General features: G+C 54.1%; 11 protein-coding genes and 1 other annotated feature. Of the genes, 8 read left to right on the top strand and 3 right to left on the bottom strand.

What is annotated here, in order from left to right; all coding sequences use genetic code 11:
• Positions 1 to 4: 4 nt before the first annotated feature.
• Positions 5 to 1,375: a cell envelope integrity protein CreD gene (gene creD / locus ABLV11_RS24505; RefSeq protein ID WP_004110399.1), complete on the top strand. Its 1,371-nt coding sequence runs from the start codon at positions 5 to 7 to the stop codon at positions 1,373 to 1,375.
• Between the two features lie 53 nt (positions 1,376 to 1,428).
• Here the strand turns inward: creD and arcA are convergent, their stop codons facing one another.
• Positions 1,429 to 2,145 carry a two-component system response regulator ArcA gene (arcA, locus tag ABLV11_RS24500; RefSeq protein WP_002887843.1) on the bottom strand — a complete coding sequence of 239 codons (717 nt, stop codon included), beginning with the start codon at positions 2,143 to 2,145 and terminating at the stop codon, positions 1,429 to 1,431.
• Between the two features lie 95 nt (positions 2,146 to 2,240).
• On the opposite strand from arcA, the gene yjjY reads away from it, so the two are divergent.
• The 6 genes from yjjY to thrC all read left to right on the top strand — a co-directional run bounded on the left by yjjY (position 2,241) and on the right by thrC (position 8,506).
• The gene (gene yjjY, locus ABLV11_RS24495) at positions 2,241 to 2,381 is read left to right on the top strand and encodes a protein YjjY (RefSeq protein WP_001541509.1); all 141 of its coding nucleotides are present in this window, start codon (positions 2,241 to 2,243) and stop codon (positions 2,379 to 2,381) included.
• A gap of 398 nt (positions 2,382 to 2,779) precedes the next feature.
• Positions 2,780 to 3,466 (top strand): tRNA/rRNA methyltransferase, encoded by a 687-nt coding sequence (locus ABLV11_RS24490; RefSeq protein WP_017145035.1) that lies wholly within the window; start codon positions 2,780 to 2,782, stop codon positions 3,464 to 3,466.
• Positions 3,467 to 3,678: 212 nt separating this feature from the next.
• The gene (thrL, locus tag ABLV11_RS24485; protein ID WP_004222578.1) at positions 3,679 to 3,747 is read left to right on the top strand and encodes a thr operon leader peptide; all 69 of its coding nucleotides are present in this window, start codon (positions 3,679 to 3,681) and stop codon (positions 3,745 to 3,747) included.
• Positions 3,686 to 3,803, top strand: a sequence feature (Thr leader region). It overlaps the preceding gene by 62 nt.
• 25 nt (positions 3,804 to 3,828) lie before the next feature.
• A complete protein-coding gene (gene thrA / locus ABLV11_RS24480; protein WP_224329930.1) occupies positions 3,829 to 6,291 on the top strand; it encodes a bifunctional aspartate kinase/homoserine dehydrogenase I in 2,463 nt (820 codons plus the stop codon).
• A gap of 1 nt (position 6,292) precedes the next feature.
• Positions 6,293 to 7,222, top strand: a complete 930-nt coding sequence (thrB, locus tag ABLV11_RS24475; protein WP_004110407.1) for a homoserine kinase — start codon at positions 6,293 to 6,295, stop codon at positions 7,220 to 7,222.
• 3 nt (positions 7,223 to 7,225) lie between these two features.
• The gene (thrC, locus tag ABLV11_RS24470; protein ID WP_004108418.1) at positions 7,226 to 8,506 is read left to right on the top strand and encodes a threonine synthase; all 1,281 of its coding nucleotides are present in this window, start codon (positions 7,226 to 7,228) and stop codon (positions 8,504 to 8,506) included.
• A gap of 51 nt (positions 8,507 to 8,557) precedes the next feature.
• On the opposite strand, the gene yaaA is transcribed toward thrC, so the two are convergent.
• Both yaaA and ABLV11_RS24460 read right to left on the bottom strand, forming a co-directional pair.
• On the bottom strand, positions 8,558 to 9,331 hold the full coding sequence (gene yaaA, locus ABLV11_RS24465; RefSeq protein WP_126488404.1) for a peroxide stress protein YaaA: 774 nt from the start codon (positions 9,329 to 9,331) through the stop codon (positions 8,558 to 8,560).
• 77 nt (positions 9,332 to 9,408) lie between these two features.
• Positions 9,409 to 10,839, bottom strand: a complete 1,431-nt coding sequence (locus ABLV11_RS24460; RefSeq protein WP_004108414.1) for a sodium:alanine symporter family protein — start codon at positions 10,837 to 10,839, stop codon at positions 9,409 to 9,411.
• Between the two features lie 203 nt (positions 10,840 to 11,042).
• On the opposite strand from ABLV11_RS24460, the gene tal reads away from it, so the two are divergent.
• Entirely contained in the window at positions 11,043 to 11,996 is a 954-nt protein-coding gene (gene tal, locus ABLV11_RS24455; RefSeq protein ID WP_004108412.1) for a transaldolase, read from the top strand.
• Positions 11,997 to 12,013 lie beyond the last annotated feature (17 nt).

Raw genomic sequence — 12,013 nt, 5'->3', positions numbered from 1 at the left:
GGCTATGTTGAAATCACCACTATTCTGGAAAATGAGCACCCTGCTGGGATGTATTTTACTGTTGTCGATCCCGCTGATGATTGTCAGACAGCTGATCGACGAACGCGCGGATTATCGTAGCGACGTCATTGAGGCTCTGGAGAGCAGCACCAGCGGGGCGCAGAAGCTGGCCGGGCCGCTCATCGCCATTCCCGTAACCGAGACGTTGACTCGGGTTGAGGGCAAAAAAACGGTCGAATATCAGAATCAATGGGTGCATTACTGGCTGCCGGAGACGCTGGCGGTTAACGGTAATCAGGACGTTGAATCCCGGCGGGTCGGTATCTATGAAGGGCAAATCTGGCACAATAATCTCAGCATCAAGGCGCATTTTGACCCGGCACGAATCACGGCGCTCAGGAAAAGTACGATTACGCTGGGGAGGCCATTTCTGGTCGTTAGCGTTAGCGATGCGCGCGGGATTGGCGAGATTAAGGCTCCTGAGGTCAACGGCGAGACGCTGTCCGTTGAGCCAGGGCCCGGCACTGGCGAGAGCGGAGAGGGCATTCATATGCCAATGCCGCTGTTGTTACCTGAACAAAAAGCGCTGGATATTGAATTCACACTTAATCTGAATGGTAGCGGCAGCTTCTCGGTGGTACCGCTTGGGCGCAACAGCACGCTACAGCTAACCAGCAACTGGCCGCATCCGGGATTCCTTGGCGATTTTTTACCCGGCAAGCGTGAGGTTAGCCCAACAGGCTATAGCGCACAGTGGCAAAGCACCTGGTTTGCCAACAATATGGCCAGGTTTTTTGTCGATGACCGGGAAATTGAGTGGCGTCAGCTACCTGCATTCAACGTGAATGTCACCACACCTGCCGATCAATATCAGCTGACCGACAGGGCGACAAAATATGCCATTCTATTGATAGCACTGACATTTATGGCGTTCTTTGTGTTTGAAAGTTTAACCCTTTATCGTATGCACCCCATGCAGTATATGCTGGTGGGGCTGTCGCTGGTTATGTTCTATCTGGTGCTGCTGGCGCTGTCCGAACATATCGGCTTTACGTCATCATGGATTGCCGCCAGTTTGATTGGCGCGCTCATCAATGGCGTGTATCTTCAGGCGGTGCTGAAAGGGTGGCGGAATAGCTTCCTGTTCGTCTGTGCGCTACTGCTGCTGGATGGCATTATGTGGCTGCTGCTGCGTTCGGAAGATAGCGCATTATTGCTGGGAACCGGTGTGCTGCTGCTGGCGTTAAGTGCGCTTATGTTCCTGACGCGCCATGTTGACTGGTACGCGTTATCTCTGCCGAAAGCCAAAGATAATCAGCCAGGCGTTGGCGATGATGTTGGCGATGATGACGATAGGCTCAGGATCTGGAAATAAAAAAACGGCGCGAATAGCGCCGTTTTTACGTTATGACAGCAAGAAAAACGGAGTTATTCCTGCAGGTCGCCACAGAAGCGGTACCCCTCGCCATGAATGGTGGCGATAATTTCCGGGGTGTCCGGAGTGGACTCAAAATGCTTACGAATGCGACGGATGGTCACGTCCACGGTACGGTCGTGCGGCTTCAGCTCACGGCCGGTCATTTTCTTCAGCAGTTCTGCACGCGACTGGATTTTGCCCGGATTTTCGCAGAAGTGCAGCATGGCGCGGAATTCACTGCGCGGCAGCTTATACTGCTCACCATTTGGGCTTACCAGCGAACGGCTATTGATATCCAGCTCCCAGCCGTTGAACTTATAGCTTTCTACGCTGCGGCGTTCTTCGCTCACGGTACCCAGGTTCATGGTACGGGAGAGGAGGTTGCGAGCGCGGATCGTCAGTTCACGCGGGTTGAACGGTTTAGTGATATAGTCATCGGCGCCGATTTCGAGGCCAAGGATTTTATCCACTTCGTTATCGCGACCGGTGAGGAACATCAGCGCGACGTCCGCCTGCTCACGCAGCTCGCGTGCTAACAGGAGACCATTTTTGCCTGGCAGGTTGATATCCATGATCACCAGGTTGATATCATTTTCAGACAGGATCTGATGCATTTCCGCGCCATCGGTCGCTTCGAATACATCATAACCTTCTGCTTCGAAAATACTTTTTAACGTGTTGCGTGTTACCAACTCGTCTTCAACGATAAGAATGTGCGGGGTCTGCATGTTTGCTACCTAAATTGCCAACTAAATCGAAACAGGAAGTACCAAAGTCCCTGACCTGCCTGGTGCATGTCGCAAATTAACATGCCCGGCGTAACATGACTAAAGTACGTAATTGCGTTCTTGATGCACTTTCCATCAACGTCAACAACATCATTAGCTTGGTCGTGGGTACTTTCCCTCTGGACCCGACGGTGTCAAAAACGGCTGTCATCCTAACCATTTTAACAGCAACATAACAGGCTAAGTGAGGCATGACACCCAATAAAACTACGCTTCGTTGACATATATCAAGTTCAATTGTAGCACGTTAACAGTCATGTGAAATCATTGCATCTAAACCGGATTCATACTCACAATTCATACCCTGCTCAACTAGTTGCAATGAGAAAATAATAAACGTGGTGAATCCAAAGCTTCAAAACGTATTCGGGCATAAATCTCATTGCCAAACATACGGATAAAGCTGTTCTGTTAACATACTCTGTGTCATGGTGCCTTGGGAATAGTTTAGTTTTTTTTATGGGTGATAAAGCTCAAATTTAGTGATTTTTGTTGCAAATTTGTAAATTTACGACGCGTAAAATGAAGGGATGAATTGTCATTTCCACGCCTGGAAAAGCAAAAGAGAGAACGAATGCGTTTATCAATAGTATTAGTGTCCCCGGCGCGGGCAGAAAACGTGGGTGCGGCAGCCAGGGCAATGAAAACTATGGGGTTTAGCGATATGAGGATCGTCGATAGCGAGGCTCATTTGCAGCCTGCCGCGCGCTGGGTCGCGCACGGCTCCGGCGATATTCTCGATAATATTCAGACTTATGCCACTCTGGAGCAGGCGCTACACGATGTCGATTTTACCGTCGCCACGACGGCCCGCAGTCGGGCTCGTTTTCACTACTACGCGACGCCGCAGCAGCTTTTACCGCTACTGGAAGAGAAAGCGCAGTGGATGCATCATGCCGCGCTGGTATTTGGCCGTGAAGATTCCGGTCTGACCAATGAAGAGCTGGCGCTTGCCGATGTGCTGACCGGCGTGCCGATGGCGGCAGACTATCCTTCGCTGAATCTGGGGCAGTCGGTGATGGTATATTGCTATCAGCTGACCTCTTTGCTGCAAAAAACCACGACCGTAGCCCCAGGCGTCGATGACAATCAGCTGCAGGCGTTACGTCTGCGCACGCTCGATCTGCTCAATCGCCTCGGCGTAGGCGACGATATAAAATTGACCGACTGGCTTCAGCAGCGAATAGGTCTGCTGCAGCAGCGAGACACCGCCATGCTGCATCGTTTACTGCATGATATTGAAAAAAACCTTCCAGAGTAAAGCTCTGCCATGTTGTTTCAACATAGTTTTATGTGCTAAAAAACAACGAAGAAATGCGTAAATACGGATGAAGTATCAGGTTGTTGTGGCGTATTGGCCAGGTGCATAAAAACCGGCTAAAAGTAGAAATTCATTGACTTAAGTCGGCAGATACTTTAACCAATATAGGCACAGGACACAGACAGATAAAAATTACAGAGTACACAACATCCATGAATCGCATCGGCATGATCACCACGATTATCACCACCACTATTACCACAGGTAACGGTGCGGGCTGACGCGTACAGGAAACACAGAAAAAAGCCCGCACCTGAACAGTGCGGGCTTTTTTTTCGATAAAAAATCAAGGGGTCATAACCATGCGTGTGTTGAAGTTCGGCGGTACATCAGTGGCAAATGCAGAACGTTTTCTGCGTGTTGCCGATATTCTGGAAAGTAATGCCAGGCAGGGGCAGGTAGCGACCGTACTGTCTGCCCCGGCGAAGATCACTAACCACCTGGTTGCGATGATCGAAAAAACGATCGGCGGGCAGGATGCGTTGACCAATATCGCTGATGCCGAACGCATTTTCGCCGAACTTCTGCAAGGGCTCGCCGATGCTCAGCCGGGCTTTCCACACGCTCAGCTGAAGGTTTTTGTCGAGCAGGAATTTGCGCAAATCAAACACGTTCTGCACGGTATTAGCCTGCTTGGGCAGTGTCCGGATAGCGTTAACGCGTCCCTTATTTGCCGGGGTGAAAAGCTCTCAATCGCCATTATGGCCGGCTTGCTGGAAGCGCGCGGTCATAACGTCACGGTGATTAACCCGGTTGAAAAACTGCTTGCCGTTGGCCATTACCTCGAATCCACCGTAGATATCGCAGAGTCGACTCGTCGCATTGCCGCCAGCCAGATCCCGGCTGACCATATGGTGCTGATGGCGGGCTTTACCGCGGGTAACGAAAAGGGTGAGCTGGTGGTGCTGGGCCGTAACGGCTCTGACTACTCCGCAGCGGTACTGGCAGCCTGCCTGCGCGCCGACTGCTGTGAGATCTGGACCGACGTTGACGGCGTTTATACCTGCGACCCGCGTCAGGTCCCGGATGCGCGTCTGTTGAAGTCGATGTCCTATCAGGAAGCGATGGAGCTTTCCTACTTCGGCGCTAAAGTTTTGCACCCGCGTACTATCGCCCCCATCGCCCAGTTCCAGATCCCCTGTTTAATCAAAAATACCGGTAATCCGCAGGCGCCGGGTACGCTTATCGGCGGCAGCAGCGATGAAGACGATCTGCCGGTGAAAGGTATCTCTAATCTCAATAACATGGCGATGTTCAACGTCTCCGGTCCGGGGATGAAGGGGATGGTTGGCATGGCGGCGCGCGTGTTCGCCACTATGTCCCGCGCGGGAATCTCCGTCGTACTTATCACCCAATCCTCATCCGAATACAGCATCAGCTTCTGCGTGCCGCAGAGCGACTGCGCTCGGGCGAAGCGGGTAATGGAAGATGAATTTTATCTGGAGCTGAAAGAGGGGCTGCTTGAGCCGCTGTCGATCATGGAACGCCTGGCGATTATTTCGGTTGTCGGCGATGGCATGCGGACGCTACGCGGGATTTCCGCCAAATTCTTCGCTGCGCTGGCGCGCGCCAATATCAACATTGTGGCGATTGCACAGGGCTCTTCCGAGCGCTCCATCTCCGTTGTCGTCAGCAACGATGATGCGACTACCGGCGTTCGCGTGACGCACCAGATGCTGTTCAATACCGATCAGGTGATAGAAGTGTTTGTTATTGGCATCGGCGGCGTCGGCGGCGCGTTGATCGAACAGATTAAGCGCCAGCAGGGCTGGTTGAAGAGTAAACATATTGACCTGCGCGTTTGCGGGGTAGCCAACTCTCGCGCTTTACTGACCAACGTACACGGTCTGAACCTGGAACACTGGCGCGATGAGCTAGCGGAAGCCAAAGATGCGTTCAACCTGGGACGACTCATTCGTCTGGTGAAAGAGTACCATCTGCTGAACCCAGTGATTGTCGACTGTACCTCCAGCCAGGCGGTGGCCGATCAGTATGCCGATTTCCTGCGCGAAGGCTTCCACGTGGTGACGCCGAACAAAAAGGCCAATACCTCATCGCTGGATTACTATCATCAGCTGCGTCATGCCGCGAGCAGCTCACGACGCAAGTTTCTCTACGACACCAACGTCGGCGCGGGGCTGCCGGTAATCGAAAACCTGCAAAATTTGCTGAATGCCGGTGATGAACTGCTGCACTTCTCCGGTATTCTGTCCGGCTCGCTGTCATTTATCTTCGGCAAGCTGGATGAGGGCGTAAGCTTCTCTGCCGCGACGAAGCTGGCGCGTGAGATGGGCTATACCGAACCGGATCCGCGCGACGATCTTTCTGGCGTTGATGTCGCGCGTAAGCTGCTGATTCTGGCTCGTGAAACAGGGCGAGAGCTGGAGCTGTCTGACATTATCGTAGAGCCGGCGCTGCCGGCGGATTTTGATGCCAACGGCGATGTTGATAGCTTTATGGCGCGTCTGCCGTCACTGGATGATGAGTTTGCTTCACGGGTCGCTAAAGCGCGCGATGAAGGTAAAGTCTTGCGTTATGTTGGCAATATCGAAGAGGATGGCACCTGCCGCGTGAAAATTGCCGCGGTAGACGGCAACGATCCGCTGTTTAAAGTGAAAAACGGCGAGAATGCGCTGGCGTTTTACAGCCACTATTATCAGCCACTGCCGCTGGTGCTGCGCGGTTATGGCGCGGGGAATGATGTCACCGCGGCTGGCGTTTTTGCCGACCTGCTGCGTACCCTGTCATGGAAGTTAGGAGTTTAAGATGGTCAAAGTATATGCCCCGGCTTCCAGTGCCAACATGAGCGTCGGGTTTGACGTGCTGGGCGCGGCGGTAACGCCGGTCGACGGCACGCTGCTGGGGGACAACGTCTCGGTTGAAGCGGCGGCGAGCTTTAGCCTGCAAAACGTGGGTCGCTTCGCCAGTAAACTGCCGACGGCTGCGCAGGAGAATATCGTCTATCAATGCTGGGAGCGTTTTTGCCAGGAGATTGGCAAACAGGTACCGGTGGCGATGACGCTGGAAAAAAACATGCCGATTGGTTCCGGCCTGGGCTCCAGCGCCTGTTCCGTGGTTGCCGCGCTGGTGGCGATGAATGAATTCTGCGGTAAGCCGCTCAATGAGAGCCGAATGCTGGCGCTGATGGGCGAGATGGAAGGGCGGATTTCCGGCAGCATTCACTATGATAACGTCGCCCCTTGCTATCTGGGCGGGATTCAGCTGATGCTTGAGGAAAATGGCATCATCAGCCAGCAGATACCGGCATTTGATGAATGGCTGTGGGTGCTGGCCTATCCGGGGATTAAAGTCTCAACTGCGGAAGCGCGGGCCATTCTCCCGGCGCAGTATCGCCGTCAGGACTGTATTGCCCACGGTCGCCATCTGGCGGGCTTTATTCACGCCTGCTATAGCCGTCAGCCTCAGCTGGCGGCGAAGTTGATGAAAGATGTCATTGCCGAACCGTATCGTACCAAACTACTGCCGGGCTTCAGCGAAGCGCGTCAGGCAGCAATGGAAATTGGCGCGCAGGCGTGCGGCATTTCCGGTTCCGGTCCAACGTTGTTTGCATTATGCGATAAACCGGAAACCGCGCAGCGCGTCGCCGACTGGCTGGCTACGCACTATCTGCAAAATAAGGAAGGCTTCGTTCATATTTGCCGGCTGGACACGGCGGGCGCTCGAGTAGTGGGATAACCAATGAAACTCTATAACTTAAAAGATCATAACGAACAGGTCAGCTTTGCGCAGGCCGTTACGCAGGGGCTTGGCAAGCATCAGGGGCTGTTCTTCCCGCACGATCTGCCGGAATTCAGCCTGACTGAAATCGACGAAATGCTGCAGCAGGACTTCGTGTCGCGTAGCGCAAAAATTTTGTCGGCATTTATCGGCGACGAGATCCCGCAGGAGGTTCTGCAAGAACGTATCGGCGCCGCCTTTACCTTCCCGGCACCGGTAAGTAAAGTGCAGGACGACGTCGGCTGCCTCGAACTGTTTCACGGTCCGACTCTGGCGTTTAAAGACTTCGGCGGCCGCTTTATGGCGCAAATGCTGACCCATATCGCAGGCGACAAACCGGTTACTATTCTGACGGCCACCTCGGGTGATACCGGCGCGGCGGTTGCGCATGCGTTCTATGGTCTGCCTAACGTCAAAGTCGTCATTCTCTATCCGCGCGGCAAAATCAGCCCGCTGCAGGAAAAGCTGTTCTGCACCCTGGGCGGCAACATTGAAACCGTAGCAATCGACGGTGACTTTGATGCCTGCCAGGCGCTGGTTAAGCAGGCATTTGATGATGAAGAGCTGAAAGCCGCGCTGGGTCTTAACTCGGCTAACTCAATCAATATCAGCCGCCTGCTGGCGCAGATTTGCTACTACTTTGAAGCCGTTGCTCAGCTGCCTCAGGAAGCCCGTAATCAGCTGGTTATCTCGGTACCCAGCGGTAACTTTGGCGATCTGACCGCCGGTCTGCTGGCTAAATCTCTGGGGCTGCCGATCAAGCGTTTTATCGCGGCGACTAACGCCAATGATACCGTGCCGCGCTTCCTGCAGGACGGTAACTGGTCGCCAAAAGCGACTCAGGCCACGCTGTCTAACGCGATGGACGTCAGCCAGCCGAACAACTGGCCGCGTGTGGAAGAGCTGTTCCGTCGTAAAATCTGGCGTCTGAACGAGCTGGGCTACGCGGCGGTGGATGATGAAACCACCAAAAAGACCATGCGTGAGCTGAAAGCCATCGGCTATACCTCTGAACCGCATGCGGCGATTGCCTATCGCGCGCTACGCGACCAGCTGCAGCCTGGCGAATATGGCCTGTTCCTCGGCACGGCGCATCCGGCGAAATTTAAAGAGAGCGTGGAAGAGATTCTGCAGGAGACGCTGCCGCTGCCGAAAGAGCTGGCCGATCGTGCCGATTTGCCGCTGCTGTCGCATGATCTGCCGGCTGATTTTGCCGCGCTGCGTAAGCTGATGATGGGTTAAGCCTGATTCAGCGCTCCCCTCCTGCATTATCCGCAGCAGGGGAGCGTGTTTTTACTGCTCGTGGCGTTTAAAGACCAGTTCTCCGTTATCCGAAGCCTCGGCGTCAAAGAAATAGCCTTCACTATCAAAGCGGGTCAACTGCTCAGGCTTCGTTAAGCGATTCTCAATGATATAACGACTCATCAAGCCGCGCGCTTTTTTAGCGTAGAAGCTGATCACTTTAAACTTGCCGTTTTTCTCATCAAGGAATACCGGCTTAATCAGCTGGCCCTCAAGCCGTTTGGCTTTCACCGACCTGAAGTATTCATCAGAGGCAAGGTTGACCACGATATCGTCGCCCTGGGCTTTCAGTGCCTGATTCAGCTTATCGGTGATGACGTCTCCCCAATAGTGATACAGGTCTTTACCCCTCGTATTCTCAAGCTTAATACCCATTTCCAGGCGATACGGCTGCATCAGATCCAGCGGGCGCAGAACGCCATACAGGCCGGACAGCATCCGCAGATGCTGCTGGGCAAAATCGAAATCAGCTTCGCTAAAGGTCTCTGCCTGCAGGCCGGTATAGACATCGCCCTTAAACGCCAGGATCGCCTGACGGGCATTGTCCGGGGTGAAGTCTGGCTGCCAGTCGTGGAAGCGGGTCGCGTTCAGATCGGCCAGCTTGTCGCTGATGCCCATCAGTTTAGCAATCTGTGGTGCCGACAGCTGGCGGGCAATGCCGATAAGCTCCTGAGAGTGTTCCAGCAGCTCTGGCTGAGTATAACGCGTCGTTGCCAGCGGACTTTGATAATCAAGCGTTTTGGCAGGTGAAATCAGAATGAGCATATCCAGTCCTTACGGGAAATTTTTGACGACTTTAGCAAAAAAACCTCAAGAGAGGATCGATAGCTGCGATTGCCGCGCTATTCGCGCGGCAGGTTATCCCAGGTTCCCGGTACCAGCTGTTGATGGATTTCAGGGTAGCGGGTGACGTCAAATTCCGGCCGCTGGCCCAGCTTGCGCTGCCGCAGGTAATCGCTGGCAATGATGCGCACCGTCGGCGACAGCAGCAGGATAGCCGTCAGGTTAGTTATCGCCATCAGCGCCATGATAATATCCGCCATCTGCCAGACTACCGGCAGGCTGACTACCGCTCCGGTGATGACCATGCACAGCGTCAGCAGACGCAGCAGCCAGATGTTGCGGAGGCTATCCATGCGCAGAAAGATGAGGTTATTTTCGGCATAGATATAGTTTGCGACGATCGAACTGAAGGCGAACAGCAGCACGATACAAGCGACAAAGCTGGCACCCCAGTCGCCGACAAGATTGTTCATCGAGTGCTGGATAGCCTGAATACCGTTTGCCACCCCTTCATTGCCGTCTCTTGGCGCCAGCATAATGATCACGGCGCTGGCGGTACAGATGACGATGGTATCAATAAAGACGCCGATCATTTGTACGATCCCCTGCGCTGCGGGATGAGGTGGCCAGGAGGCAGCGGCGGCGGCAGAATTTGGCGTCGAACCCATACCCGCTTCATTGGAGAACATCCCGCGCTGAAAGCCGCTGGTGAGCGCCTGGCTGATGGTATAGCCCACCGCGCCTGCAGCGGCCTCCTGCCAACCGAAAGCGCAGCGGAAAATAATTTCAAAAATCGTCGGCAGGGCGCTGATATGCCACAAGCCAATGACCAGGCTGGCCATCACCCACAGCAAAGCCATAGCCGGCACGAGCCACTGCATCAAGCGCGCTACGCCGCGAATACCGCGAATGATGACCAGTAGGGTCAGGGCCGCAAGCACGCCGCCGGTGATGACATCAGGTAAACGAAACGCATACTCCATGGCATGGGCAACGGAGTTGGCCTGGACGGTGTTAAAAATAACACCGTAGGCCAGCAGGAGAAGAATAGAGAACAGCACGCCCATCCAGCGCATGCCGAGCCCCCGGGCCATATACCAGGCCGGACCGCCGCGAAAGTGGCCGCGAGAGTCGCGCTCTTTATAAAGCTGCGCCAGAGAGCATTCGGCGAAGCTGCTGGCCATGCCGAGCAGCGCCGAGATCCACATCCAAAAAACGGCGCCCGGGCCGCCAGCGGCAATGGCCAGCGCAACCCCAGCCATATTGCCGCTGCCCACGCGCGCCGCCAGGCTCATGCACAGCGCCTGAAAAGACGTTAAGCCGCCGGGCTGCGGCTGAAGGCTTTTTTTCAGACTTTTGCTGAACTGGCGGATATAACGGAACTGAATATATTTTGTTCGCCAGGTAAACCAGACGCCAGCTCCCAGTAACAGGTAGATCATTACCGAGCCCCAAAGTATTTCATTGATAAACGACAGAAAATCAGGCATCAAGCATCCTCTTGCCCATATCGGCGCGCGAGTGTAAGCGCTACCAATCCAGTGACAATCCTTTAGTGTTCAGGTAATTAATTGGCCCAGTTTATCACACTCTGCGCTCATGCATTGTAGGCGGTTGCGCTGCCCCGGCAGCGTGTTATCATCTTGGCAGACCGGTTACATCCCCTTAACTGCTGTTTAAGAGAAACACTATCATGACGGATAAATTGACTTCTCTGCGTCAGTACACCACTGTCGTAGCTGATACCGGAGATATCGCGGCAATGAAGCTGTATCAGCCTCAGGACGCCACGACTAACCCTTCTTTGATTCTCGGCGCGGCTCAGATCCCTGAGTACCGTAAGCTGATTGATGACGCTGTTGCCTGGGCTCGCGGCCAGAGTAGCGATCGCGCGCAGCAGATTATCGATGCTTCCGATAAGCTGGCGGTGAACATTGGTCTCGAAATCCTTAAGCTGATCCCTGGCCGTATTTCCACCGAAGTTGATGCTCGTCTGTCCTATGACACCGATGCATCTATCGCCAAAGCTAAGCGCCTAATCAAGCTGTATAACGATGCCGGCATCAGTAACGATCGCATTCTGATCAAACTGGCTTCTACCTGGCAGGGCATTCGCGCCGCTGAGCAGCTGGAAAAAGAAGGCATCAACTGTAACCTGACTCTGCTGTTCTCCTTCGCTCAGGCGCGTGCTTGTGCGGAAGCGGGCGTATTCCTGATTTCTCCGTTTGTGGGCCGTATCCTCGACTGGTACAAAGCGAACACCGATAAGAAAGAATACGCGCCGGCAGAAGATCCGGGCGTGGTGTCCGTGAGCGAAATCTACGAATACTACAAACAGCACGGCTACGAAACTGTGGTTATGGGCGCAAGCTTCCGTAACCTTGGCGAGATCCTGGAACTGGCCGGCTGCGATCGCCTGACCATCGCTCCGGCCCTGCTGAAAGAGCTGGCTGAAAGCGAAGGCGCGGTTGAGCGTAAACTGTCTTTCAGCGGCGAAGTGAAAGCCCGTCCGGCTCGCATCACCGAATCCGAATTCCTGTGGCAGCACAATCAGGATCCGATGGCGGTAGACAAACTGGCGGAAGGTATCCGTAAGTTTGCGATCGACCAGGAAAAACTGGAAAAAATGATCGGCGATCTGCTGTAATCCCCCATGTGGCCGAC

The sequence above is a fragment of the Klebsiella sp. GW_Kp181 genome (assembly GCF_040062315.1).
GTDB lineage: Bacteria > Pseudomonadota > Gammaproteobacteria > Enterobacterales > Enterobacteriaceae > Klebsiella > Klebsiella oxytoca.
The sequence above is the reverse complement of the archived record's forward strand: the minus strand, read 5'-3'. Positions and strand labels throughout refer to the sequence as shown.